At 66.4% G+C, this 23,304-nt stretch carries 25 protein-coding genes and 1 tRNA gene; 11 read left to right on the top strand and 15 right to left on the bottom strand.

The window, feature by feature from the left end:
• Positions 1-32 precede the first annotated feature (32 nt).
• From A5756_RS22355 to A5756_RS22345, 3 genes are read left to right on the top strand one after another with little or no spacing between them, the layout of a single operon-like run.
• Positions 33-221 carry an antitoxin gene (locus A5756_RS22355; RefSeq protein ID WP_066957559.1) on the top strand — a complete coding sequence of 63 codons (189 nt, stop codon included), beginning with the start codon at positions 33-35 and terminating at the stop codon, positions 219-221.
• Positions 222-225: 4 nt separating this feature from the next.
• Positions 226-696, top strand: coding sequence for an SRPBCC family protein (locus A5756_RS22350; RefSeq protein WP_066957557.1), 471 nt, complete (start codon positions 226-228; stop codon positions 694-696).
• Positions 697-756: 60 nt separating this feature from the next.
• Positions 757-1,191 (top strand): hypothetical protein, encoded by a 435-nt coding sequence (locus A5756_RS22345; protein WP_066957555.1) that lies wholly within the window; start codon positions 757-759, stop codon positions 1,189-1,191.
• Between the two features lie 4 nt (positions 1,192-1,195).
• On the opposite strand, the gene A5756_RS22340 is transcribed toward A5756_RS22345, so the two are convergent.
• From A5756_RS22340 to A5756_RS22330, 3 genes are read right to left on the bottom strand one after another with little or no spacing between them, the layout of a single operon-like run.
• A complete protein-coding gene (locus A5756_RS22340) occupies positions 1,196-1,678 on the bottom strand; it encodes a VOC family protein (RefSeq protein WP_066957553.1) in 483 nt (160 codons plus the stop codon).
• On the bottom strand, positions 1,678-3,192 hold the full coding sequence (locus tag A5756_RS22335; RefSeq protein ID WP_066957551.1) for a carotenoid oxygenase family protein: 1,515 nt from the start codon (positions 3,190-3,192) through the stop codon (positions 1,678-1,680). The genes A5756_RS22340 and A5756_RS22335 overlap by 1 nt, the downstream gene beginning before the upstream one ends.
• A 1-nt stretch (position 3,193) precedes the next feature.
• Positions 3,194-4,420 carry an acetyl-CoA acetyltransferase gene (locus A5756_RS22330; protein WP_066957549.1) on the bottom strand — a complete coding sequence of 409 codons (1,227 nt, stop codon included), beginning with the start codon at positions 4,418-4,420 and terminating at the stop codon, positions 3,194-3,196.
• A 544-nt stretch (positions 4,421-4,964) separates the two neighbouring features.
• Here A5756_RS22330 and A5756_RS22325 point away from each other — a divergent pair.
• The 3 genes from A5756_RS22325 (at position 4,965) to A5756_RS22320 (ending at position 6,948) form a co-directional block, all read left to right on the top strand.
• The gene (locus A5756_RS22325; protein ID WP_066957548.1) at positions 4,965-6,443 is read left to right on the top strand and encodes a DUF4185 domain-containing protein; all 1,479 of its coding nucleotides are present in this window, start codon (positions 4,965-4,967) and stop codon (positions 6,441-6,443) included.
• A gap of 84 nt (positions 6,444-6,527) precedes the next feature.
• Positions 6,528-6,668, top strand: a complete 141-nt coding sequence (locus A5756_RS26105; RefSeq protein ID WP_156659761.1) for a hypothetical protein — start codon at positions 6,528-6,530, stop codon at positions 6,666-6,668.
• Between the two features lie 46 nt (positions 6,669-6,714).
• Positions 6,715-6,948 (top strand): hypothetical protein, encoded by a 234-nt coding sequence (locus tag A5756_RS22320; protein WP_066957546.1) that lies wholly within the window; start codon positions 6,715-6,717, stop codon positions 6,946-6,948.
• Position 6,949: 1 nt separating this feature from the next.
• Here A5756_RS22320 and A5756_RS22315 read toward each other — a convergent pair.
• The 3 genes from A5756_RS22315 to A5756_RS22305 all read right to left on the bottom strand — a co-directional run bounded on the left by A5756_RS22315 (position 6,950) and on the right by A5756_RS22305 (position 8,204).
• Positions 6,950-7,022, bottom strand: a tRNA-Arg gene (locus tag A5756_RS22315).
• 209 nt (positions 7,023-7,231) lie between these two features.
• Positions 7,232-7,684, bottom strand: coding sequence for a DUF5709 domain-containing protein (locus A5756_RS22310; protein WP_066957544.1), 453 nt, complete (start codon positions 7,682-7,684; stop codon positions 7,232-7,234).
• A gap of 94 nt (positions 7,685-7,778) precedes the next feature.
• The gene (locus tag A5756_RS22305; RefSeq protein WP_066957543.1) at positions 7,779-8,204 is read right to left on the bottom strand and encodes a hypothetical protein; all 426 of its coding nucleotides are present in this window, start codon (positions 8,202-8,204) and stop codon (positions 7,779-7,781) included.
• A gap of 278 nt (positions 8,205-8,482) precedes the next feature.
• Here A5756_RS22305 and A5756_RS26310 point away from each other — a divergent pair, with 278 nt between their 5' ends.
• The gene (locus A5756_RS26310; protein WP_197505490.1) at positions 8,483-8,650 is read left to right on the top strand and encodes a hypothetical protein; all 168 of its coding nucleotides are present in this window, start codon (positions 8,483-8,485) and stop codon (positions 8,648-8,650) included.
• Between the two features lie 17 nt (positions 8,651-8,667).
• Here the strand turns inward: A5756_RS26310 and A5756_RS22300 are convergent, their stop codons facing one another.
• From A5756_RS22300 to A5756_RS22275, 6 genes are all read right to left on the bottom strand, one after another.
• Positions 8,668-10,065, bottom strand: coding sequence for a phosphoribosyltransferase family protein (locus tag A5756_RS22300; protein WP_082959163.1), 1,398 nt, complete (start codon positions 10,063-10,065; stop codon positions 8,668-8,670).
• Positions 10,066-10,178: 113 nt separating this feature from the next.
• Positions 10,179-11,003: an LLM class F420-dependent oxidoreductase gene (locus A5756_RS22295; protein WP_082948243.1), complete on the bottom strand. Its 825-nt coding sequence runs from the start codon at positions 11,001-11,003 to the stop codon at positions 10,179-10,181.
• 23 nt (positions 11,004-11,026) lie between these two features.
• Positions 11,027-12,082 carry a poly-gamma-glutamate hydrolase family protein gene (locus A5756_RS22290; RefSeq protein ID WP_066957541.1) on the bottom strand — a complete coding sequence of 352 codons (1,056 nt, stop codon included), beginning with the start codon at positions 12,080-12,082 and terminating at the stop codon, positions 11,027-11,029.
• Positions 12,083-13,390 carry an Nramp family divalent metal transporter gene (locus tag A5756_RS22285; RefSeq protein ID WP_369817365.1) on the bottom strand — a complete coding sequence of 436 codons (1,308 nt, stop codon included), beginning with the start codon at positions 13,388-13,390 and terminating at the stop codon, positions 12,083-12,085. It abuts the gene before it with no gap.
• 49 nt (positions 13,391-13,439) lie between these two features.
• Entirely contained in the window at positions 13,440-14,516 is a 1,077-nt protein-coding gene (locus A5756_RS22280; protein ID WP_066957537.1) for a diacylglycerol kinase, read from the bottom strand.
• A 24-nt stretch (positions 14,517-14,540) separates the two neighbouring features.
• Positions 14,541-15,332 (bottom strand): SDR family oxidoreductase, encoded by a 792-nt coding sequence (locus tag A5756_RS22275; protein ID WP_066957535.1) that lies wholly within the window; start codon positions 15,330-15,332, stop codon positions 14,541-14,543.
• Between the two features lie 277 nt (positions 15,333-15,609).
• Here A5756_RS22275 and pstS (A5756_RS22270) point away from each other — a divergent pair, with 277 nt between their 5' ends.
• From pstS (A5756_RS22270) to pstA, 4 genes are all read left to right on the top strand, one after another.
• On the top strand, positions 15,610-16,710 hold the full coding sequence (pstS, locus tag A5756_RS22270; protein ID WP_066957810.1) for a phosphate ABC transporter substrate-binding protein PstS: 1,101 nt from the start codon (positions 15,610-15,612) through the stop codon (positions 16,708-16,710).
• A 183-nt stretch (positions 16,711-16,893) separates the two neighbouring features.
• Positions 16,894-18,006, top strand: a complete 1,113-nt coding sequence (pstS, locus tag A5756_RS22265) for a phosphate ABC transporter substrate-binding protein PstS (protein WP_066957533.1) — start codon at positions 16,894-16,896, stop codon at positions 18,004-18,006.
• A gap of 6 nt (positions 18,007-18,012) precedes the next feature.
• On the top strand, positions 18,013-19,011 hold the full coding sequence (gene pstC / locus A5756_RS22260; protein WP_066957531.1) for a phosphate ABC transporter permease subunit PstC: 999 nt from the start codon (positions 18,013-18,015) through the stop codon (positions 19,009-19,011).
• The gene (gene pstA, locus A5756_RS22255) at positions 19,008-19,910 is read left to right on the top strand and encodes a phosphate ABC transporter permease PstA (protein ID WP_066957530.1); all 903 of its coding nucleotides are present in this window, start codon (positions 19,008-19,010) and stop codon (positions 19,908-19,910) included. The genes pstC and pstA overlap by 4 nt, the downstream gene beginning before the upstream one ends.
• An 18-nt stretch (positions 19,911-19,928) precedes the next feature.
• On the opposite strand, the gene A5756_RS22250 is transcribed toward pstA, so the two are convergent.
• The 3 genes from A5756_RS22250 to A5756_RS22240 all read right to left on the bottom strand — a co-directional run bounded on the left by A5756_RS22250 (position 19,929) and on the right by A5756_RS22240 (position 23,248).
• Positions 19,929-20,837 carry a Ku protein gene (locus A5756_RS22250; protein ID WP_066957527.1) on the bottom strand — a complete coding sequence of 303 codons (909 nt, stop codon included), beginning with the start codon at positions 20,835-20,837 and terminating at the stop codon, positions 19,929-19,931.
• A 90-nt stretch (positions 20,838-20,927) separates the two neighbouring features.
• Positions 20,928-21,839 (bottom strand): carbohydrate kinase, encoded by a 912-nt coding sequence (locus A5756_RS22245; protein WP_066957525.1) that lies wholly within the window; start codon positions 21,837-21,839, stop codon positions 20,928-20,930.
• Positions 21,836-23,248, bottom strand: coding sequence for a mannitol dehydrogenase family protein (locus A5756_RS22240; protein WP_066957523.1), 1,413 nt, complete (start codon positions 23,246-23,248; stop codon positions 21,836-21,838). The genes A5756_RS22245 and A5756_RS22240 overlap by 4 nt, the downstream gene beginning before the upstream one ends.
• Between the last annotated feature and the right edge of the window lie 56 nt (positions 23,249-23,304).

Here is a 23,304-nt window from a genome sequence, read left to right as displayed (position 1 = left end):
AAGTAGGATTTCGGCGGGGAAAGGACGGGTACATGGGATTCCTGGACAAGGCCAAAGACCTTTTGTCGCAGAACGCCGACAAGGTCGGAACCGCGATCGACAAGGCCGGCGAATTCGTCGACGAGAAGACGCAGGGGAAGTACTCCGACACCATCCACAAAGTGCAAGAAGAGGCCAAAAAAGCGGCCGAGTCCGCGACTAAAGGCGACGACCAGAACTGAGCTCATGGCGAAACTCTCCGGATCCATCGACGTCCCGCTGCCACCCGAGGTGGCCTGGAAGCATGCCTCCGACCTGTCCCGCTACAAGGATTGGCTGACCATCCATCGGGTATGGCGCAGCAAACTGCCCGACGACATCGACAAGGGCACGGTCGTGGAGTCGATCGTCGAAGTCAAGGGCATGTACAACCGGATCAGGTGGACGGTCGTGCGCTACAAGCCGCCGGAAGGCATGACGCTCAACGGTGAAGGCGTCGGCGGCGTCAAGGTCAAGCTGATGGCCAAAGTTCAGCCCGCGGAAGAAGGCTCGGTCGTCAGCTTCGACGTCCACCTCGGCGGCCCCGCCCTGTTCGGACCGATCGGCATGATCGTCGCCGCCGCGCTGCGTGGCGACATCGACATGTCGCTGCAGAACTTCGTCACGGTATTCACCCGCCCCGACCCAGGGATGAACGGCTCCGGCGGTCGTCGCTGACCGCCGCCACGCGAGCATGACGGCGCCGAGGTCGGTCCCGCGTCGGCTAATCTCGCTTGCATGACTCGCCGGCTGCGCCCTGGTTGGCTGGTGGCGCTCTTCGCGTTGGTGATTTCGGCCAGCGCCTGGCTGCCGTGGTTGACGACGGCGGTCAACGGCGGAGGCTGGGCAAACGCCATTGGGGGCGCCCACGGGAACTTGGAACTGCCGCGGGGGTTCGGCGCGGGCCAGCTCATCGTGCTGCTGTCCTCCGCGCTGTTGGTTACGGGGGCGATGGTCGGCCGCGGACTGTCGGTCAGGCTCGCTTCGGTTGGCGCGCTGGTGATTTCGCTGTTGATTGTCGCGCTGACGGCGTGGTACTACAAGCTCAACGTGAATCCGCCGGTATCGGCTCAATATGGCCTGTATGTCGGCGCGGTCGCGGCGGTCTGTGCGGTGGTCTGCTCGGTTGCGGCGGTCATCGCGGCCCTGGCTTCTGGTCGGTCCGGCCGCTGAGACCTCAGGGCGAAGGGAACTCGTGCGTTCCCGAGGTCGAGCTGTCGCTCGGCTCGTTGACGCCGAACACGAAGGGCGCGAACACGATTTCGCGACCGTCGGGGTCGCGGTAGGTGACGGCGCCCGTCGCCGCCCAGTACGGATGCTGTTCGACGGGTTCGACCCCCGCCGCTTGCAGCCGGGCGATCGCCGCCTGTTGCGCCTGCTGGTCGGGGAAGTACAGGCACAACTGTTCGTGGTGGTCCACGGCGACGGGCTCGACGGATTCCACGATCTCCAGGGTCAGGTTCCAGCTGGGCAGGCCGAAGATGGCGCCGTTGCTGCCGTAGCTGTCACCGAAGGTCTCGAAGAGCGGCAAGCCCACCAGCTCGCGGTAGAACCGCACCGTCTCGTGGAAGTTCGCCGACCGGCGCGCGAAGCGAATGCCGCCGAGCGACGCCAGCTGTGCCGGCCAGTGCGTGGTGCGGCGGGGATGCTGGACGGCCATCACAACCCGACCGCGCTTGCCGCCGAATCGGTGGTATCCCAGCGCCGCAGCTGGTGGCCGGGTGCCCACGTCGAATGGGTTCCGCTCGAAATACGCTCCGGCAGTTGAAGTTTGCACACCGGGCCATCGGCGATCCGGGCGGCGTCGAAGATCACGCAATAGGAGGCGTCGGTGTTCATGTCGGTGGTGAGGCTGACCAGGTAACCGTCGTCCTCACCGGTGGCGCCGACGCGTGGCGCCATTGCCGTTTCGCTTCCATAGACGCCGTCGCCGAAGCGGAATTCCTGTTGGTTTCCGGTGCGCAGGTCGTGTTTGACCAGCCCGTCGAACAAGAACCAGCCCGGCTTGCCGGTGGCGGCATAGGCGTATCGGTAGTCGCCCGCGGCATAGTCCGGGTTGATGGTGCCGAACTCTGTGATGGACTCCGACAGCCGCTCTTCCCGCACCGCCCCGGTGGCCAGGTTGAAACGCCAACGGTGCAGCCGCGACTGGAGGCGATCGAGCCCCAGGAACCGAAACAGCTTGTCCCACTTCGACCCGCCCGTGTCCAGCGGGGAGGGATCGCCCTCGAAGAAACCGTCCAGGACGATCTCGTCACCGTCCTCGTAGGCGTTGACGAAGTGCAACACGAACGTCGGGTCCGCCTCGAACCACCGGATGTCACCAGTTCCCCCGCGGCGCGGGAGGATCGCGAACCGCGATGGAATATCGGGATAGAAGCGCGGCAGGTGCACGTCGTGCTCGAGCAGGGCGGGGTCCCAGAACAGCGGGAAGTCGTTGAGAATCACGTAGTTTTCGGTGAACGCCATGTCATGCGGCAGCCGCGGTCCGGGCAGCGGGATGTCCACGTAGTGGACCAACTCGCTGTTCTCGTCGACCACGCCGTAGCGCATGTACGGCTCCCGCTTGCTGTAGTTGAAGAACAGCAGTTCACCGGTTTTGCTGTCCACCTTCGGGTGCGCGGACACACCCCAATCGGTCGGGAAGCGCCCGTTCCAGCTCTCCTTGCCCAGGGTCTCGCCCGAGTACGGATTGACCCGGTAGAGGTCGCCGCATTGGTAGAAGCTGGTCAGTGCGACGCCCCGGTGTACGATGACGTCGGTGCTCGAGGCGTCTTTCATCCGGGTACGGGCACCCCACCCCTGCTCGCGCCTGGCCAATTGCACCGGCTCGGCCAGCCCCGGCCACAGCGGCCCCCCGGCTTCGTTCTCCGCCAGGAAGCCGTCGGTACGGATAAAGCGGTTGCGGTAGAAGGCCTTTCCGTCACGGAAGCCGACCATGTGCAGCATGCCGTCGCCGTCGAATGGGTGATACGTCTTCAGCGCCGGGTGCAGCGGATTCTCGGTGTTCCGCAGGTAGATGCCGTCCAGGTCGCGGGGGAGTTCCCCTTCCACGGCGGTGAGGTCGTCGGCGTCCCACTCGGTGGTCTGGGGACGCCACGGTCCGGTCCGGTACGGGTGGTCGTCGTCTTCGGGCAGGGTGGACAGGAACTTGCCGACGATCTCAACGTCCATGTCACACGCTTTCTGCTGTGCTGACAACGAAACTCACCGTGGTGGCGGTGCTGCCGCCGAAGTTAAGGGTGCCGAACGTCTTGGCGCCCTCGACCTGATACTCCCCGGCAGCGCCGCTGACCTGCTTGGCCGCGTCGAGCAGCATGCGCACGCCGGACGCCCCGACCGGATGGCCGCCGCCGATCAGTCCGCCGCTGGGGTTGATCGGCAGCCGGCCGCCGATCTCGATCTCACCGTTTTCGATGGCCTTCCACGACTCACCGGGGCCGGTCAGCCCGATGTGGTCGATGGCCAGATACTCGCTGGGGGTGAAGCAGTCGTGTACCTCGTACCCGTCGAGGTGGTCCAGTGTCAGCCGGGCGCGGCGCAGCGCGTCGTGCACCGCGGCCCGTACGTGCGGAAGGACGTAGGGGTCGTCGACGGCTCGGTCCAGCTTCTGCCGCAGACCCAGCCCCACCGTTCGGTGCCCCCAGCCCTCGATGCGCCCGATCGGGCGCGCGCCGGGATGCTCGCGCAGGTAGGCGTCGCCGACCAAAACCAATCCTGCTGCGCCGTCGGTCATTTGGCTGCAGTCGAAGCGCCGCAACCGGCCCTCGGTGATCGGATTGGTGGCGTCGTCGTCCGTGATGGGGTCGGGGACCGTCCATCCACGTGTCTGGGCGTTGGGGTTACGCCGCGCGTTGGCGAAGTTCAGCTGCGCGATCGCCCGCAGGTGTGCGTCGTCCAAGCCGTAGCGCCGGTCGTATTCGTCGGCGACTTGGGCGAACATCGACGGCCACAGGTAACGCGCGTCGGCGCCCTCGTGGCCCGTCCAGGCGGCCGCACCCAGGTGCTGGGCCGCGGTGTCGCCGGGCACCGTCTTCTCGAGCTCGATCCCCACCACCAGTGCGGTGTCGTAGGCGCCCGACCGCAGGTCGGCCATCGCCGACAGCGTCGCGACGCTGCCGGACGCGCACGCCGCCTCGTGGCGGGAGGCCGGAGCGTCCCAGAGGCCGGCGCAGACAGTGGCCGGCATCGCCCCGAGGTGGCCCTGGCCGGCGAACATCTCCCCGAAGGCGTTCGCGACGTGGACCACTTGGATGTCGGCTGGGTTCACCTTGGCCGCGGCGAGCGTGCCCTGGACTACCTCCGCGGTCAGGTCGGCGAAGTCGCGGCCCTCCTTGGTGAGGTTGCGGGCGAAATCGGTTTGCCAACCGCCCAGGATCCACACACCCGCCGAGTCATCCATACGCCGCACGGTACTCCTGGAAAACCTCGTGGTTCAGGCGTATCGCGGGCGGTTGCGGTCGAAAACGTGCCCGAAATTGGGGCGGCCCCGTCGGCTCTCGGGCTGAACCGACGGGACCTAGGCGTACGCGAAGGCCGGCCGACGCGTTCGCCTCTCATGAAACATTGCCCCGTACGGCGGCAGACAAACATGCGGAACTCAACCTCATCGAGTGAGGGCGAAAACATTTTGCGGTCTTCGAGTTTGTCTCCGGCGTCTTGCACGACGGTTTGGGGGCCGCACCCGTCACTGCGAATCGGACGCGTGCGGACGCGTCCTTCGACGGCCGGGTTGGCTCGTTGCCACCGGCGGGCCAACACTTGCGGGGCGCCTGCGGCAGGCACCGCGGGTGCCGAAGGGCTACCCCGCCGAGGTGGGTTTCGACACGGTCACGGATGCGTACCTATCGCCGCATCACTAGTCACAACAGTCGCGCCAATCACTATCGTCACATGAGCCAACTACGGACGTCAATGCGGTGTCCCCGCAGCTCGAAAGGTGTTAGATGTCGGCGATTCTTCGAAGTGTGTCGCTATCGATGGCGTCGGCGGCCGCTGTCGGACTCGTCTACGTGGTCGGCCCGGCGCCAGCGGCCAATGCCACCCCGTGCGGAGCGCCCGAAGCGAATGTGGAACCGCCCGCCGCGCAGCCGGCGATGCCCGCACCGCAGCCGGTCGTCCAACCGCCCACCGGGCGCAGACCCACCCACACCAATGACCAGGCGCCGCTGCCCAGGCTGGGACCGCTGATCTCCTCATTCCTCAAGCCGGCGGTCCCTCGGCAGGCCGCGCCGATGAGACCGCAAGCGGAGGTTCTTCCGCCCGGGCCGAATCCTCCCGTCCCCGGTCTGCCGCAACCGCCCAACGCCGGTCAGCTGCAGCCCAACGCGGCCCCCGTCCCGCCGCCGCAGCCGCCGGCGGAGGCGCCGCCGGTCTCGATTGCCGGGGCGCCCACCTCGCTGGTCGACTGGGTGACCGGACCCGACGGTCCGAACAAGACGCTGCAGCGTTTCAGCATTTCCGGCACCGACCTCGGTATCGCTTGGGACAACGGGGATCCCGGGAACCGTCAGGTCCTAATGGCCTTCGGCGACACCTTCGGCTATTGCAAGGTCAAGGGTCAACAGTGGCGCTACAACACGCTGTTCCGCAGCTCGGACCGGGATCTGTCGCATGGAATCCACATCGCGGAGGGCGTCCCTAACGACCGGTACTCCGGTTCACCGGTGTGGGCGCCGAGCCTGTCCAAGCAGGTCGTCAACACCATCCACAAGGCCGCCCACGAGACGGGGATCATTCCGACCGCCGGCATCTCGATCGGCAGGACGCAGTACATGAGCTACATGTCGATCCGGCAGTGGGGCCGAGACGGCGAATGGAGCACGAACTACTCGGCGATCGCGCGGTCCAACGACAACGGCCAGAACTGGGGGATTTTCCCCACCTCGATCCGCACGGCCTCCGCGGACGCCATTCCGGGAGCCGGGTTCACCCCCGGTAACGAAAACTTCCAAATGGGCGCCTTCATGAAGGGCAACGACGGTTACCTGTATCAATTCGGGACCCCATCGGGACGTGGCGGCGCGGCGTTCCTGTCGCGGGTGCCGCCGGGGCAGTTGCCCGACCTCACCAAGTACCAGTACTGGAACGGCGACAACGGCGGCCGCTGGGTGCCCAACAACCCGGGCGCGGCGACGCCGATCTTCCCGGGCCCGGTGGGCGAAATGTCGGCCCAATACAACAGCTATCTCAAGCAATACCTGGTGCTCTACACCAACGGTGGCAGCAACGACGTGGTCGCACGCACCGCGCCGGCACCGCAGGGGCCGTGGAGCCCCGAGCAACCGCTCGTGTCGTCCTTCTCGATGCCCGGCGGCATCTATGCGCCGATGATTCATCCCTGGTCGTCGGGGCGGGACCTGTACTTCAACCTGTCGCTGTGGTCGGCATACGACGTGATGCTGATGCACACCGTCTTGCCCTAATCGTGATCGTGTCGCACCCCCAATAGTCGGTAAAGCAGGCGCACCCTGGATGAATCGGGGGCCTAGCGAGAGAGGAGATCGAGGATGATCACTTTCGAGAACCCGGCCACGTCGACCGCCGGCAAGCCGCGGCGGCCAGACATCGAGATCCGCATCGAGGGCGTGCGCCGCCGCGACGGCGCCGTCCGGCTCGGCATCATGCTCGACGGGCGGATGGCGACATAACCCAGCGCGACGGCGCCGGCCGCGACGGCCGGGGCAATATGTACGCGTGAGTTGGGCGAAGCGTGAAGCAAAGGCGCTCGCGGACGTGACACTGACGGGCGATGCGCTGCTTGCTGAGCTCGAAGACTATATCCGCGTGCACAATCCGCTTTTGACGGATGTTCGGCTGGAGCGGGCAACCGCCACCGAGGAGTACGACACCGGCGCCCAACCGCCTCGACGCTGGTACGACGTCACATACCTGGCTGACGACGGCGAGGGTTACGGGATTAGACCCTGAGTGCCCCCGGCAGGATTCGAACCTGCGACACCGGCTTTAGGAGAGCCGTGCTCTATCCCCTGAGCTACGAGGGCGGGCCGTCTGCGAACACCCGACCGCACCCGGGTCGCGTCCGTGAAGGCGTTCAGAAGGTGCGTCCAGCGTCCTGCGCCGTGAGTGTAGCCGGTCCGCTCATGGCGACCGGTGCCCTTCCATGCCTTCGTCCACGGTAGTGGTCGCTCAGCGCGGTTGGGTGTCAGCCGGCGAAGTAGTCACGAGCTAGCCGCCGGACTCGCCCGTTCGGTCAGTCCTCGTCCTCGATGACGTGCATCGCGGCTTCCTCGGCGGACGCTGCGCCCCCGTCGAGCCCGACGTCCGAAGCGACCAATTCATCCTCGTAGTCCCCGCCGAATCCCTCGTCCGGCGCGACGAGGCGGCCGGCTCGGGCGCGGCCCACCTCGCGCCGCCGGGGGAATTCGCACTCGCGTTCGGATGCATCCGAGCGTTGCTGCTCGGCTTCGTCGAGCGCGACATTGATGCGTGCCGCCGGGTCCGGCTCTTCCTCGGCGAGGAGCTGATCCATGGTCTCGCCCGGACCGAATGCGACTCGTCCGTAAGGCCGCTCGGGTGGCGAATACCCCTCGTCGAGGATGTCGTCCACGCCGCGGTCTATCAGGGTGTCCTCCGGTTGAAGCTGATTGTCGTCCTCGACGCTGTATTCGCCGGCCGCGGGGCCGGTCTCATAGTGAGAAGTCACGATTTGCCTGTCATGTGTTCGCCGTTCCTCGATACCTGTTCTGCCGCAATATATGTCTCGTCGAGCGGTAGGGCCAGTTCCATCCGGAACATCCTCAGCCGAGCCGCTCGATCTCGTCGGCCGCGTCGGTCAACGCCGCGGCGAGTTCGCGCGCGGCGATCCCGTCCAGCGCGTCCAGGTGGCGGGCATGCACGGCGATCCAGCGGCGCGTCGAGCCGTCGAACTGTTGTCGACCGTAGATCTGCACGCGCGCCCGCCCGCCTCGCCGAGTGGTCCCCTCAAAGTCGCGAAACCAGTTCCTGTCCAGCTGCCAGTCGAAGGTCCGAACCGCACCGTCGGGGGGCGCGATCGAGTCGAATGGCATCCCAGCGGACACATTCTTGGCCGCCCACTGCCGCGCCATTTCCAGCAGCGTCTGCGGTTCGTCGCGTTCGAGGCGCTCGAGCTGAGCGATCTGCGCAGCGGTGAGCTGGTCGGCCACGTCGCGCCAGGTTTGGGCGGTGTCGTCGGATGTGGTCATGCCCTGCAGTCTGCGCGGCTGACCCGTTGCCGGCGAGAGTCGAAAGTCATGTCTTGAGTCCACCTTTGTCGGGTGGATTCGGTCTGGCAGCGGGCCGCGCCGTGTCAGCTTGCGGTTCAATGGTTTTACCCAACTCGCGACGCCGTCTAGTCGGCCCGGGCACCGTGCACGTCCCGAATCACGCTACGCGGCAACCGATGTCCCCAAATGACAGCCCGCGAATGGCCAAGACGCGGAGAATGACAACCGGGGTCGTGACTTCGGGAAGGGAGGCAGCAATGGCCGCAGGCCCACTATGCGCCCGCTGCAAACAAACCATCGGACCGGGATGGCTCTACCTGACTGCACATCGCCGCGGCCAAGCCGCGCCGGCCGATGACGACGCGGTGCTCATCCATCTGCCCGACGAGTGCCCGCGGGCCGGGGAGCACGTGCCGCCGAGTTAGGCATCGGAGCCGTCGGACTACGGGTTCGCGGTCAGAGCAGCCGGGCTCAGGTGCTCGATGAACCAATCGCGGGCCAGCGTCGCGGCCCGCTCGAGCGTCCCGGGTTCTTCGAAGAGATGGGTGGCGCCCGGCACGACGGCCAGTTCACACTTGCCGGGGATCGCGGCGCGTGCTTGCCGATTCAAGTCCAGCACCACGTCGTCGTTGCCCCCAACGATTAGCAGCGTCGGCGCGTAAACCCTGGCCAAGAACGCGCCCGCCAGATCGGGCCGCCCGCCCCGGGACACCACAGCCGCGACGTTTACCCGCGGGTCGGTGGCGGCGACCAGGGCAGCGCCCGCGCCGGTACTGGCGCCGAAGTAACCGACCGGCAGAGCGGCGGTGTCTTGCTGGCGGCTCAGCCAGCCGGTTACGTCGACCAGTCGTCGCGCCAAAAGCTCAATGTCGAACACGTTGGCGCGATTTCGTTCTTCTTCCGGGGTCAGTAGGTCGAACAGCAGCGTGGCGAGACCCGCGCCGTTCAGCACGTCGGCCACGTAGCGGTTGCGTGGGCTGTGCCGGCTGCTCCCACTGCCGTGCGCGAACAACACCACGCCGACCGGATGTTCGGGAATCGTCAGATGTCCGGCCACCGCCACCGATCCGGTGCTGACCCTGACTTCTTCGTCGCGTAAGGGCGGGTCGTCCGCGGCGGCGCCGGCGATCGGCCCCCGAGAACGGTCGCGGGCGCGATCGAGTAGCGCGACCACCTCGTCGTCGGATGTCTGGGTGAAGTTGCGGTAGCCCTGGCCCACGGCGAAGAAGAACTCGGGCGTATGCAAACAAACCACCTCGTCGGCGTACCCGGCGAACCGTTCGAAGACGTCGCGTCCGCCGATCGGAACGGCCAGGACAACCCTGCTCGCGCCCTGTGCGCGGGCCACCTCGCAGGCGGCTCTGGCCGTCGCGCCGGTCGCGATGCCGTCATCGACGATCACCGCGGTCCGTCCCGCCAACGGGATCCGGTCACGCCCGCCGCGGAATCTTTCCGAGCGACGAGCCAACTCGGCCCGCTGCTTCGCCTCGACCGCGGCAATCTCGTCCGCGGATAACCGGGCCTCACGCACCACGGCGTCGTTGATCACCCGCACCCCGCCCTCGCCGATCGCACCGAAGGCCAATTCGGGCTGGAACGGGACCCCGAGCTTGCGCACCACCAGTACATCGAGCGGAGCATCCAGGGCTTTGGCGACCTCGAAGGCCACCGGCACACCGCCGCGTGGGAGGCCCAGCACCAAAACATCGTGACCGCGCAACGATTCCAGGCTTTTTCCCAGCTGTCGCCCGGCGTCAACACGATCGTCGAACAGTCTCGAATCGCCGCGCAGCGAAGCCAGCCGCTGCCCCAGCGGCCGCCCCCAATCGCTTCGAGTCATCTCCCGAGTGTGTCGCGGTCTGCGGGCGCGCCGAAGGGCCCTAAGGCCACTTACCGGGGGACCAACGCCTCCTTACCGCTCGCCGAGGTCACCGCGCGGCCGCAGCCAACCGGTCAGCGCAGTTCGGCGATGACCTTTGCAAAGTTGTCGACGTGGTTGTCCTGGACGGTGATGAACGTGACGCCGTACTTCTCCCGGTACTCCCGCAGCGTGTCGGCCATCTCGCGGGGCGAGCCCGTCAGCACCGAGTGCATGGCCAGGATCTCGTCGTCGGACAACCCGGCCGCGTAGCGACGGGTCATCGTCAGGTCGGGCAGGCTTTCGCCCTCGGCCGGGACCGCGGTGACGGCAAGGTTCAATTCGAGCGCGTCGAATCGGTCGCCGGCGGCGTTACGGACGAACTCGACGCGTTCGGTCAGCGGGTCGTCGGCCTCTTTCACCCTCGAACCCGTCAGCCCGATGATGTCGGCGTGCCGGGCGGCAATGGTCAGCACCCGGTCGCCGTTGCCCGCGATGAGGATCGGTGTCGTCGGGTGATGCTCCTTCAGATATTTCGTCATGTGGTTGAGGTAGTCCACCCGGGCGCCGGCACTGGGGTAGGGGAGCTCTGCTGCGTCGAACTCTTCCTTGACATACCCGGTGCCGAGCCCGATTTCGAGGCGGCCGTTACTGAGCTTGTCCAAGTCGCCCAGGTCCCGGCTGAGCAGGGCGGGCTTGTAGAAGGCGGCGTTGAGCACATACATGCTCAGCTTGAGTTTGTCGGTGACCATGGCGGCCGCGGTCAGTGCCGGAATCGGGGCAACCGCGCCGAGATGGTCTGGCACGCAAAGCACATCGAATCCGATGTCTTCCGCCTGCTTCACCTTGTCGACGAAAGTTGCGCGCGACTTGATGAAGCGCATGCTCATTCCAAAGCGAAATTCCTTGGCCACCAACAACTCCGTTCAACAGATGAGGACAACTACCAACAACGTGCCGCTTCCGCTAGCCCCTGGATCAGGGCCGTGGTGACCGGCGACAGGCCGTCGTCGCCGGGCATCGGGCTGCGCGGGCTCAGGCCGCGCACGCGGGGAGACAGCTCCAGCTGGGTCCCGCCTTCGCGCACGCGGTTCACCGGATTGCCCGGATGCAGACCGCGCAACTCCGGCGGGATGTCCTCGAGGTCGGTGATGACCCGATACCCGGTCAACTGGATGTGCTGGGCCAGGTGTGCGGCCAGCGCGCGGTTGCGGCCGCCGGCCAGCAATTGCGTGCTGCGCCCGATTCGGCCGTAGCCGTGCAGCGACACCGCAACGTCGACATGGTCGAGGAATTCGGCGAGCCGCGGCGACTCGGCCGGGTCGAACATCGCCGAGGGCAGGTGGTGCGGGTAGCGGTCGGGATGACGCAGCACGTACACCGAGGCGTGAGCGGCGTCGGCGGCACGTTCGGCGATCACGTCGGTCATCTCTTCCAGCCCGCCGCCGTGGATGGCCAGAAAGCCGAAACGCGAACGCAATTGACTGGCCTCGCTTACTCCGGGCTCGCTCAGCAACGCTGAAAGGGATTGTGGCGCAGGACCTGACGCCGACACCCTGCGAGGCCAGTGCGAGGGATCCCAGCGCCGCAAGAAGTCGATCCAGCGCTGCGGCAACCCGTGCTGCACGGCGCCGTCGACGATCTTGGACAGGTAGCCCGGTCGGGGCGGGCCCGGTGTGACCCGATGGTCGATGTACACCCAGGCCGGCGACGATCCGTCGTCGGTGTGCACGGTCAGCCGGTCTCGCCGGTAGCGCACCGGCACGCCCTCGGCGCTGTCCAGGGTGGCCAGGTCACCATCTGAGATCTGCCAGACCACGCCATGCACCTGAGTCCCCGTGCACGGTTCGACCGTGGCGACGCCGCGCTGGTTGATCAGCCAGTCGTGATCGGAGAGGACCGCCGGCCGCGGATCGGCGGCGTCCGGACACCGCAGCGCCATCTGCCTGACGCACAGGTTCGACCCGTATGCGAAGTAGGCGTGCCGGCGGGCCGGCATTCAGCCGGTCACCGTCAGCCAGATGAGCACCACGTTAAGCAGACTAATCAATACGCCGACGGCCCAGCCAACAATCGTCGTGACGGGATGATTGGTGTCGCTGCCCATCAGATCGCGGTCGCTGGTCAGCTTCACCAGCGGAAGGACCGCAAACGGTATCCCGAACGACAGCACCACCTGGGACAGCACCAGCGCCCGGGTGGGGTCGAACCCGACCGCGAGGATCACCAGGGCCGGACACACGGTGACCAAGCGGCGCACCAGCATCGGGATCCGGCGGTGCAGCAACCCCTGCATGATCATGGCGCCCGCGTAGGCGCCCACCGACGACGACGCCAGCCCGGACGCCAGCAGCCCGATCGCGAACAGCACCGCGATGGCCGCACCGAGGGTGTGGTGAATCGCGGAGTAGGCGCCCTCGATGGACGCGTGGATGTCGCGGTGCTGCAGGTTGATCGCGGCGACCAGCAGCATCGCGGCGTTCACCGTTCCCGCGACGGCCATCGCCAGGACGACATCCAGCCGGGTGACCCGCAGCAGCAGGCGTCGCGCGGCGCCCTCGGCGGGATGCCCGTGTCGATCGAGGACCAGCCCGGAATGCATGTACACGGCGTGCGGCATCACGGTGGCGCCCAGGATGGCGGCTGCCAGCAGCACGCTTTCGGTGCCCTGGAATCTCGGCAGCAGCCCGCCCAGGACGGCGTCCGGTGGAGGCGTCTTCACGAAGAAGCTGGCCGCGAAGCCGATGGCGATGACGAGCAGCAGTCCGGTGATGACGCGCTCGAAGATGATCTGCCCGCGCCGGTCCTGGATCGCCAGCAACAGCAACGACACCAACCCGGTGATGACGCCGCCGAGCAGCAGCGGCAAATCGAACAGAATCCGCAAGGCGATTGCGCCGCCGACGATTTCGGCCATATCGGTGGCGATCGCCACCAGTTCGGCCTGGACCCAGTAGACCAGCCGGACCGGACGACTCATTCGCTTGCCGATGGCCGCGGGTAACGATCGTCCGGTGACCAGGCCGAGCTTGGCCGACAGATACTGCACCAGACCGGCGAGCGCATTGGCCACCACGATGACCCACAGCAGCAGGTATCCGAACTTTGCGCCGGAGCTGACGTTGGCGGCGACGTTGCCCGGATCGACATAGGCGATGGCGGCGACGAAGGCGGGCCCGAGCAGATACCAACTGCTTTTCAGCGAGTCCTGGCTGCTCTGCGTCAAGTGTCGCCCTCGATTCACACGTCCGAATAAGAAAGTGAGGTTAGCCGAAGACTCCAGGCATACCCGGAGGCCACCCACCATTCGGGCAGACGCGGTCACTGGCGCCGGCGCTTCCGGCCGCGCCCGGCGATCAGCCCGGCAGGTAAAGGCCCTTGCCGGTGATCAGGGGCAGGTCCAGCGTCGTCACGATTCCCGGCGGGGCGGCCACCACCGCGGGGATCGCGTTGACCACCCGCATCGCGGTGGCGACCAGCCCGGCGTGGTTGTGGTCGCCCTTGCGGCTGCTCAGGCAGACATCCATCGCGTAGGAGGGTTCGCCGGTGATCTCGATGCGGTACGACCCGCCGTGCTGGGCGGGCTGCGGCCAGTCCGGGCACAAATCCTCGCGCAGCCGCGTGACGTGTTCGAGGACGACGACGGGGTCGCCGTTGACCATGCCGAATACCTCGAACCGCAGCGCCGCGGCGCTGCCCTTGGGGATGTGCCCGGACGCGATGTCGAAGTCCTCCGGCGCCGGCACGCGCACGTACTCTTGCGCGACCGAGTCGAGCGAAATCCCCAGACCGGCCGCCAGCTGCCGAACCACCGATCCCCACGCCAGGCTGAGCACGCCCGGCTGCAGCAACATGGGGACGTCGTCGAGCGGCTTCCCGAAGCCCATCACGTCGAACATGACCGCGGCGCTGTCATAGGTGGCGTAGTCGACGATCTCCATACAGCGAATCTGCTGGATGTTCTGACAGGTGCCGGCCAGCGCCAGCGGCAGCAGGTCGTTGGCGAAGCCGGGATCGATCCCGTTGACGAATACGCTCGAATGCCCTTCGCGCGCAGCGTCTTCGATGGGCTTGATGAGCTCTTCGGGAATCACCTGCCACGGATACTGCAAGAAGACCGGGCCGCTGCCGACGACGTTGATGCCGGCGGCCAGCACGCGCCGGTAGTCTTCCAGCGCCTCGGGCAACCGGTTGTCCGCCAGCGCGTTGTAAACGGCGCACTGCGGTCCGGTGGCGAGTACGGCGTCCAGGTCGGTGCTGGCCAGCACGCCGGTCGAATCGGGAAGCCCGGCAAGCTCCGCCGCGTCCTTACCGGCCTTGGCGTCCGAGGACACCCAGACGCCCCTGAGCTCGAACTCGGGATTGGTGATGAGCGCTCGCAGCGCGTGGACGCCGACATTGCCGGTGCCCAATTGAACGACGGGGATTGCCATGGCGGGCTCCTTAGCGGTCGGGGGTCACAGGTCCGGGACGGGGATGTCGAGGTTGGGGTAGGTGAGGCCGCCGTCGACCTCCAGCGTCTTGCCGGTCAGGAAGCTCCCCGCCGGAGACGCCAAATAGACTGCGGCGGCGGCGATGTCGACGGGATCACCGAGTCGGCGCATGGGCGTGGCCTTCTCCATCGGCGCGCGCAGCTCGTCGTTGGACGCGACGACGTCCAGCGCGGAGGTGAGGATCGATCCCGGTGCGATCGCATTGACCCGGATGCGTGGGCACAGGTCCAGGGCGGTCAGCCGGGTGTAGTGGGACAACGCGGCCTTGGCGGTGCCGTAGGCGGCGAAGCCGCGCCCGGCGAGCCGGCCCATGGTCGAGGTGATATTGATGACGCTGCCGCCGCCGGAGTGCTCGAGCATGAGGGGTACCGCCGCGACGGTCAGCGCGTGGGCGGTGGCGACGTTGAAGGTGAATGCGTCCTTGAGGTCCTTGGTCGAGGTGGTCAGCAGCGTGTTGGGCATGGTGCCGCCGACGTTGTTGACGACGATGTCTAGTTTCCCGAAGGCCTCGACGGCCTGCCCGGCCAGCTGCGCGGTCACCTCGGGGTGGGCCAGGTCGGCTGCGACGATGTGTGCCCGACGCCCGGCCGCACGAACCTGTGCGGCGACGCCTTCTAGTTGCGATTCCGTTCGCGAGGCGATCAGGACATCCGCACCGGCCTCGGCGAAAGCCAGGGCGATGGCCGCCCCGAGGCCGCGGCCGGCGCCGGTGATGACGGCGACTTTGTCGTCGAGACGAAATCTGTCAAGGATCATTGCGGCCTCTCTTCGCCCAAGTTGTCAGCCGACACGGTAGCAAGCCCCGCCGTCTCGGATGCGGCATTTCTGGAACAGGTTCTACTTTTGCATATCGACGGCGCGATGTAACGCCCCGCGCCCGCTTCCGGGCCCGTTGGAACGGGTCAACCTCGCCGCGTTCGCGTCCACTGCGAGAACATAAGGCCGGCGCTAGCCTTATTGCTGACCGTTTGTCGGCGCGCGGCGGCTATTGAATGGTGGCGTTCATGTTTGACCTATCCCGATGGGGATCGTATTGGGGCTGAATCGATTCGGCGCCGCGCTAAGTGTCCTGGCCGTCGTCGCCCTGGCGTTGCCGGGTTGCGGAAGCAATGACAACGGGGCGGGGCCGGGCACGCCGCCGGGCAAGGTGAGCTGCGGCGGGACGAAGACGCTGAAGGCCAGCGGGTCGACCGCCCAGGCCAACGCGATGACCCGCTTCATCAAGGCGTTCGAGCAGGCCTGCCCCGGCCAGACGCTGAACTACACGCCCAACGGGTCCGGAGCGGGTATTGGCGAATTCACCGGAAAACAAACGGATTTCGCCGGCTCGGACTCACCGTTGGCTCCCATCGAACACTTCGCGGCGCGGCAGCGCTGTGGTTCGCCGGCGTGGAATTTGCCGGTGGTGTTCGGGCCTATCGCGATCACCTACAACGTCACGGGTGTGACTTCGCTGAATCTGGACGGTCCGACGGCCGCGAAAGTGTTCAAGGGTGCCATCACGTCCTGGAACGATCCGGCGATTGCGGCGCTGAACCCCGGCGTCGCGTTGCCCGCCGAGCCGATTCGGGTGATCTTCCGCAACGACCAGTCCGGTACGACGGACAATTTCCAGAAGTACCTGGACTCGGCCGCCAACGGTGCCTGGGACAAGGGCATCGGGAAAACGTTCAATGGCGGTGTCGGTGAGGGGGCCAAGGGCAACGACGGCACGTCGGCGGCGGTCAAGGCCACCGAGGGATCCATCGCCTATAACGAATGGTCGTTTGCCCAGGCGCAGAAACTGGGCATGGCCAAGATCGTCACATCGGCCGGCCCGGATGCCGTGGCGATCAGCGCCGCCTCGGTCGGCAAGACGATCGCCGGTGCCGACTTCGTCGAGGAGGGCAACGACTTGGTCGTCGACACCTTCTCCTTCTACAAGCCGACCCAACCCGGCTCGTATCCGATCGTGCTCGCCACGTATGAGATCGTCTGCTCGAAGTATCCGGATCCCCAGGTCGCCGGCGCCGTGAAGGCGTTTCTGCAGAGCACCGTCGGTGCGGGGCAGAACGGCCTGTCGGACAACGGCTACATTCCCGTTCCGGAATCCTTGAAGGCCCGGTTGTCGGCGGCGATCGACGCCATTTCGTGAGCCTCCCGGCAGCCGCGCGCGGCCGTCCGCAAGCCGTCCTGGCCAGCGACAATCGGCCGGCAGCAATTTGCCCAACGTTAACCTTCTTGCTGTTAGCTTCGTTGCTGCGAGAGACGCTGGTCGCCGCGCAGCGGCTGGAAGAACGTCGGCAATCATGTTTCATCCCTACCGTTAGGAAGTGACTTGAAACTCAACCGATTCGGTGTCGCGATGAGCGTCGTGACCGCTGGTGCGCTGGCGTTGTCGGGGTGCGGAAGTGACAACAACGCCGGTGGCGGAAGCGCCACGAGCGGTTCGTCGTCGGGCAAGGTCGCCTGTGGCGGAAAGAAGACCTTGAAGGCCAGCGGGTCGACCGCCCAGGCCAACGCGATGACGCGCTTCGTCAATGCCTTCGAGCAAGCCTGCTCCGGTCAGACGTTGAATTACACCGCCAATGGCTCGGGCGCGGGAATCAGTGAATTCAACGGCAACCAAACCGATTTCGGCGGTTCGGACTCGCCGCTTGCTGCCAAGGAGTACGCGGCGGCGCAGCAGCGTTGCGGCTCACCGGCATGGAACCTGCCCGTGGTGTTCGGCCCGATCGCCATCACCTACAACGTCAAGGGCCTGACTTCGCTGAGCCTCGACGGCCCGACGGCGGCGAAAATATTCAACGGCGCCATCACGACGTGGAATGACCCGGCCATTGCGGCGCTCAACTCGGGTGTGACTTTGCCCGCCGAGCCGATTCACGTCGTGTTCCGCAACGACGAATCCGGCACCACGGACAACTTCCAGAAGTACCTCGACGCGGCCTCCAACGGTGCGTGGGGCAAGGGCGCCGGCAAGACGTTCAAGGGAGGCGTCGGTGAGGGGGCCAAGGGCAACGACGGCACGTCGGCGGCGATCAAGGCCACCGAGGGATCCATCACCTATAACGAATGGTCGTTCGCTCAGGCGCAGAAACTGGACATGGCCAAGGTCGTCACGTCCGCCGGTCCCGACGCGGTCGCGATCAGCTCCGACTCGGTCGGCAAGACGATTTCCGGGGCCAAGATCAGCGGGCAGGGCAACGACCTGGTGCTCGACACGCTCTCCTTCTACAAGCCGACCCAGCCCGGGTCGTACCCCATCGTGCTGGCGACGTATGAGATCGTTTGCTCGAAGTATCCCGATTCGCAGGTCGGCACTGCGGTGAAGGCGTTCCTGCAAAGTACGATCGGTGCGGGGCAGAGTGGCCTCGCCGACAATGGGTACATCCCCATCCCGGATTCGTTCAAGTCCAGACTGTCGGCTTCGATCAACGCCATCACGTGATTTGAGGTGGTCGTGACCCGAGGAGCGGTAGCCAGCCCGTCGACTCCGAAAAAACCCGAGCTCAAGGCGCTGGGCGCGCCGTCAGCTCGGCGGGGCGACCGGCTGTTCAAGCTGACGGCTGCCGCTGCCGGGTCGACGATCGTGGTCGCGATCCTGCTGATCGCGGTGTTCCTGCTGATCCGTGCCGTTCCGTCGTTGCGGGTCAACCACGCGAACTTCTTCACCAGCGCCCAGTTCAGCACCACGGACGCGGGGAAGCTGGCGTTCGGCATTCGTGACCTGTTGATGGTTACGGTGCTCAGTTCGCTCACCGCGCTGGTGGTGGCCGTGCCGGTCGCGGTCGGGATCGCGGTCTTCCTCACCCAATACGCGCCCAAGCGGCTGGCCCGCCCGTTCGGGGCGATCGTCGACCTGCTCGCCGCGGTGCCCTCGATCATCTTCGGGTTGTGGGGCATCTTCGTGCTGGCGCCCCGGATCGAGCCGGTCGCGGCCTTCCTGAATCGCAACCTCGGCTGGTTGTTCCTGTTCAAGCAGGGCAACGTCTCGCTGGCCGGTGGCGGCACCATCTTCACCGCGGGCATCGTGCTCTCGGCGATGATCCTGCCGATCATCACGTCGGTCTCCCGGGAAGTGTTCCGGCAGACCCCGCACATCCAGATGGAAGCGGCGCAAGCGCTGGGTGCCACCAAGTGGGAGGTGGTGCGGATGACCGTGCTGCCGTTCGGCCGCAGCGGCGTTATCGCGGCGTCCATGTTGGGGTTGGGCCGGGCGCTCGGCGAGACGGTGGCGGTCCTGATCATCTTGCGTTCCGCCGCGCGCCCGGGCAATTGGTCGCTGTTCGACGGCGGCTACACGTTCGCCTCGAAGATCGCCTCCGCGGCAGCAGAATTCAGTGAACCGTTGCCCACCGGGGCCTACATCGCCGCGGGATTCGCGTTGTTCGTCTTGACGTTCGTCGTCAACGCGCTCGCGCGTGCCATCGCCGGCGGGAAGGTCAACGGATGACGGCCAGCGTGTTCGACCGGCCGGTCAAAACCCAGGCGTTCCGGCCCGTCAGCGTCCGGCGCCGGCTCACGAACAGCGCGGCGACCGTATTCTTCGTCGCCTCGTTCCTCATCGCGCTGGTGCCGCTGGTCTGGGTGCTGTCGGTCGTGGTGGCCCGGGGTTGGTACGCGGTCACCCGAACGGGTTGGTGGACCCACTCGCTGCACGGGATTTTGCCGGAGCAGGTTGCCGGCGGCATCTATCACGCGCTGTACGGGACGGTCGTGCAGGCCGGCGTCGCCGCCCTGTTGTCCGTGCCGCTGGGCCTGATGACCGCCGTCTTCCTGGTGGAATACGGCACCGGCCGGCTGGTGCGGCTGACGACGTTCATGGTCGACGTGCTCGCCGGGGTGCCCTCAATCGTGGCCGCGCTGTTCATCTTCAGCCTCTGGATCGCCACCCTGGGATTCCAGCAGAGCTCGTTCGCCGTGTCGCTGGCGCTGGTCTTGTTGATGCTGCCGGTGGTGGTGCGGTCCGCCGAGGAAATGCTCAGGCTGGTGCCCGACGATCTGCGCGAAGCCAGCTACGCGCTCGGGGTTCCCAAGTGGAAGACCATCATGCGGATCGTGTTCCCGATCGCGATGCCCGGCATCGTCTCCGGCGTCTTGCTGTCCGTCGCTCGGGTCGTCGGCGAAACCGCCCCGGTGCTGGTGCTGGTCGGCTACAGCCGGTCGATCAACCTCGACATCTTCCACGGCAACATGGCCTCTCTCCCGCTGCTGATCTACACCGAACTCACCAATCCCGAGCGCGCCGGTTTCCTGCGCATCTGGGGCGCGGCGCTGAGCCTGATCATCATCGTCGCCGTGATCAACCTGATCGCGGCGGCGACCCGGTTCCTGGCGAGCCGCCGGCGCTGACCACGCGGCGGTTCCGCGTCAGGATTTCGATGCGGCCTTCTTGGCCGGTGCCTTTTTCGCCGGTGCCTTTTTCGCGGTGGTCTTCTTGGCGGCCGTTTTCTTGGCCGGCGCCTTCTTCGCGGGAGCCTTCCCGTTACCGGAGCGCGCCTTCACGCTGGCTTCCAGCCTGGCCAGCAGGTCGGAGACGTCCTCGGTCTCGTCGAGTTCCTTCGGTTGCTCCTCGGTGGTAAAGGCTTCGCCGCCTTCGAGTTTCGCGTCGATGAGCTCCTGCAGCTGCTCCTGGTAGGTGTCGTGGTAGCGGTCCGGATTGAAGTCTTCGGCCATCGACTCCACTACCTGACCGGCCATCTTGAGCTCCGCCGGCTTGATCTCGACTTCCTTGTCCAGCACCGGGAAGTCGGGGTCGCGGATTTCGTCGGGCCACAGCAGGGTGTGCACCATCATCACGTCGCGCTTGCCGAAGTCCTTGACCCGCAACGCCGCCAGCCGCGTCTTGTTGCGCAGCGTAAAGTGCACGATCGCCATCCGATCGGTCTCGGCGAGCGTCTTTGCCAGCAACACATAGGATTTCGACGACTTGGAATCCGGCTCCAGAAAGTAGCTGCGGTCGAACAGCATGGGGTCGACCTCTTCGGCGGGCACGAACTCCAGTACCTCGATCTCGCGGCTGCGTTCTTCGGGCAGGGTGGAGATGTCGTCGTCGGTGATGATGACCATTTGCCCGTCATCGGATTCGAACGCCCGGGCGATGTCGCGGTATTCGACGACCTCGCCGTCCACCTCGCACACGCGTTGATATCGGATGCGGCCGTTGTCCTTGGCGTGCACCTGATGGAACTTGATGTCGTGGTCCTGGGTGGCGCTGTACACCTTGACCGGGACGTTGACCAGCCCGAACGCGATCGAGCCCTTCCAGATGGAGCGCATGTAAGTCAGTATGCCCATACTGTTCGCCGGCTAACAGGACGCGGGGCCGTTGCGCCGCAGCTCGTGACCGCATCGAGGCCTGCCGAGAAGCTACGGCCGGTTTGCCCGGGCCCGCAGGTCGGCGCGATAGGGGAGGGCTGCCCCGGCGCGGCCCACGGTCACGGACGACGAAAGGCTGGCCGCCTCGAGCGCTTCCGCGAGGACATTGATCGGGATGTTGCGCAGGGCGGCCCGGCGGTCGGCGCCCAACAAGTTCATTCCCCAGAGCGCATCGAGGAGCCCGACCGCGAAGGCGTCACCGGCGCCGACGGTGTCCACCACCCGCACCGGCCTGGCGGCCGCGCGCGCCTCGCCGGCCGAGCACAGGGCCAGCGAGCCACGGGCGCCCATCGTCACCGCCACGATCGCCGGTCCCGACGCCAGCCAGCTTCGAGCGGTCTGCTCCGGTTCGTGATCGGGGTCGATCCAGCGCAGGTCCTCGTCGCTGACCTTGACGACGTCGCTGAGCTCCACCAGACGCGCGATGCGGGCTCGCGCCGAGGCCGGGTCGTCGATCAGCGACGGCCGGACGTTCGGGTCGAAGGTGACCGTGGCCGAGACGCGGTAGGTGTCGATCAGCGCCGCGACCGCAAGGCAGCCCGGCTCCCGCACGGCGGCGATGGATCCGGTATGGACGAACAGTGGTGGCGGAACTTCTGGTGTGCCGGAGAGCCGCCAGTCCAGATCGAACGCGTAGTCCGCCGACCCGTCCTCGGCGAGGGTAGCTACCGCGGTCGGTGTCCGGATAGCCGCAATGCTACCCGGGACTAGCTGTGCACCAGCAGCTTTCACGTAGTCCACAATGCGCCGGCCATATGGGTCGTCGGCGATGTGGGTCAGGAAGTCGACGTCGCGGCCCAGCCGGGCGAGTCCGACGGCGACGTTGAGCGGACTGCCACCGACATGCTCGTCGCCGTCGACGATGTCGATCAGTGACTCACCGATCACCAGCCCGCGGGTCATCGCACCAAAGCCTCCAACGTCGCCCGAGCTCCCTTGCTGTGCAACGAATCCAGCGCCCAGCAATACGCCTCGACGAACCGCGGTTGGTGGGCCAGATCGCAGAACACGGCGGTCACCTCAATGAACGCGGTCGGATTCTGGTGTTGCGACCGGGCGATCGGGATGAGCGAATCCGCGAGCTGGTCCACCACCTCGTACGGCTTACCCCATTCGTCGGTGCCCTCGGCGTAGCGGGCCCAGCTGGCCGCCGCCGCGGCCGCCAATTGAACCGGTCCGTCGGTGGCCAGGTTGTCGCAGATGACGGGAAACAGCCATTTCGGGATGCGGTCCGACGAGTAGGCGCAGAGGCGCGCGATGGTGTCGCGCACGGCGGGGTTGGCGAACCGCTCGACCAGCGTGCGGCCGTACTCGTGCAGGTCGATTCCCGGCACCGGCGGCAGGGTGGGGATGGCCTCGGTGTCGAAGTAAGAGAGCAGGAATTCGGCGAAGAGGGGATCGCGCGCCGCCTCGTGGACGAACTGGAAGCCGCACAGATGGGCGAAGTAGGCCAGGCACTGATGCCCCGCGTTGAGCAGCCGCAGCTTCATCAGCTCGTATGGGCGCACGTCGTCGACCATCAACACCCCCGCTTGTTCAAGCGGTGGCCGACCATCGGCGAAGTCGTCTTCGATCACCCAGGCGGTGAAGGGTTCGGCAACCACCGGCCACCGGTCGTCGACGCCGAAGTCTCGCCGTACTTCCGCGGCCATCTCCAAAGTCGTTGCCGGAGTAATGCGGTCAACCATCGAACTAGGGAACCGAGCATGTTCTGCCACCCACTCGGCCAGCGCGGGATCTCTGCGTTCGGCACTGGCGAGCACGGTACGCCTGGCGACTTCACCGTTGTTCTCGATGTTGTCGCAAGAGACCACGGTCGGCGCGGGGACTCCTCGATCGCGCCGCCTGGCGAGCGCCTCGGTGATCAACGCGAACGCCGGCCCATCGGGGTCGCGATACCCGCCTTCGGTGATGGTCAGCGAGATGATCCGGGTCGATGCCGCGACGAGCACCTCTAACGCCGATTCCGGATCGTCCGGGGCATAGCGGTAGTCAACGATCGACCCGATGACTTGGGCATCCCGGCTGCCGTTGGGATTCTCCAAGATCAACGTGTACAGGCCGTCCTGACCGTTGAGGACATCGCGCATCGTCCAGTCGGCGGGCATCACCCCGACGCCGCAGATGCCCCAGTCGTGTGCCAGGCCCTGCTGCATCAGCAGGTTGAGGTACGCAGCCTGATGCGCCCGGTGGAAATGACCGGCGCCGATATGCGCAATACCGACGGTCACGCTGCCGCGGTCATAGTTCGGCGCGTCGATCGGCAGTTCGGAAAGCGACGCATTATTCAGGTTGATCGCGCGAGCCACCATTGGCCAACTCCTCACCGGGCCACAGACCGGATCGTTACCGGGCTCGCAGCCACTCT

It is taken from the genome of Mycobacterium sp. 852002-53434_SCH5985345 (assembly GCF_001667155.1).
Lineage (GTDB): Bacteria > Actinomycetota > Actinomycetes > Mycobacteriales > Mycobacteriaceae > Mycobacterium.
This window is presented reverse-complemented; position numbering and strand designations above follow the sequence as displayed.

What these genes read in the sequence shown, in the direction of transcription:
- A5756_RS22345 (WP_066957555.1), top strand. Translation starts at nt 757, where the DNA reads ATGACTCGCCGGCTGCGCCCTGGTTGGCTGGTGGCGCTCTTCGCGTTG.
- A5756_RS22300 (WP_082959163.1), bottom strand. Translation starts at nt 10,065, where the DNA reads ATGACTCGAAGCGATTGGGGGCGGCCGCTGGGGCAGCGGCTGGCTTCG.
- A5756_RS22350 (WP_066957557.1), top strand. Translation starts at nt 226, where the DNA reads ATGGCGAAACTCTCCGGATCCATCGACGTCCCGCTGCCACCCGAGGTG.
- A5756_RS22340 (WP_066957553.1), bottom strand. Translation starts at nt 1,678, where the DNA reads ATGGCCGTCCAGCATCCCCGCCGCACCACGCACTGGCCGGCACAGCTG.
- pstA (WP_066957530.1), top strand. Translation starts at nt 19,008, where the DNA reads ATGACGGCCAGCGTGTTCGACCGGCCGGTCAAAACCCAGGCGTTCCGG.
- A5756_RS22240 (WP_066957523.1), bottom strand. Translation starts at nt 23,248, where the DNA reads ATGGTGGCTCGCGCGATCAACCTGAATAATGCGTCGCTTTCCGAACTG.
- A5756_RS22275 (WP_066957535.1), bottom strand. Translation starts at nt 15,332, where the DNA reads ATGATCCTTGACAGATTTCGTCTCGACGACAAAGTCGCCGTCATCACC.
- A5756_RS22325 (WP_066957548.1), top strand. Translation starts at nt 4,965, where the DNA reads ATGTCGGCGATTCTTCGAAGTGTGTCGCTATCGATGGCGTCGGCGGCC.
- A5756_RS22305 (WP_066957543.1), bottom strand. Translation starts at nt 8,204, where the DNA reads ATGACCACATCCGACGACACCGCCCAAACCTGGCGCGACGTGGCCGAC.
- A5756_RS26105 (WP_156659761.1), top strand. Translation starts at nt 6,528, where the DNA reads ATGATCACTTTCGAGAACCCGGCCACGTCGACCGCCGGCAAGCCGCGG.
- A5756_RS22250 (WP_066957527.1), bottom strand. Translation starts at nt 20,837, where the DNA reads ATGCGCTCCATCTGGAAGGGCTCGATCGCGTTCGGGCTGGTCAACGTC.
- A5756_RS22245 (WP_066957525.1), bottom strand. Translation starts at nt 21,839, where the DNA reads ATGACCCGCGGGCTGGTGATCGGTGAGTCACTGATCGACATCGTCGAC.
- A5756_RS22280 (WP_066957537.1), bottom strand. Translation starts at nt 14,516, where the DNA reads ATGGCAATCCCCGTCGTTCAATTGGGCACCGGCAATGTCGGCGTCCAC.
- A5756_RS22335 (WP_066957551.1), bottom strand. Translation starts at nt 3,192, where the DNA reads ATGGACGTTGAGATCGTCGGCAAGTTCCTGTCCACCCTGCCCGAAGAC.
- A5756_RS22355 (WP_066957559.1), top strand. Translation starts at nt 33, where the DNA reads ATGGGATTCCTGGACAAGGCCAAAGACCTTTTGTCGCAGAACGCCGAC.
- A5756_RS22330 (WP_066957549.1), bottom strand. Translation starts at nt 4,420, where the DNA reads ATGGATGACTCGGCGGGTGTGTGGATCCTGGGCGGTTGGCAAACCGAT.
- A5756_RS22285 (WP_369817365.1), bottom strand. Translation starts at nt 13,390, where the DNA reads ATGGTGGGTGGCCTCCGGGTATGCCTGGAGTCTTCGGCTAACCTCACT.
- A5756_RS22290 (WP_066957541.1), bottom strand. Translation starts at nt 12,082, where the DNA reads ATGCCGGCCCGCCGGCACGCCTACTTCGCATACGGGTCGAACCTGTGC.
- A5756_RS26310 (WP_197505490.1), top strand. Translation starts at nt 8,483, where the DNA reads ATGGCCGCAGGCCCACTATGCGCCCGCTGCAAACAAACCATCGGACCG.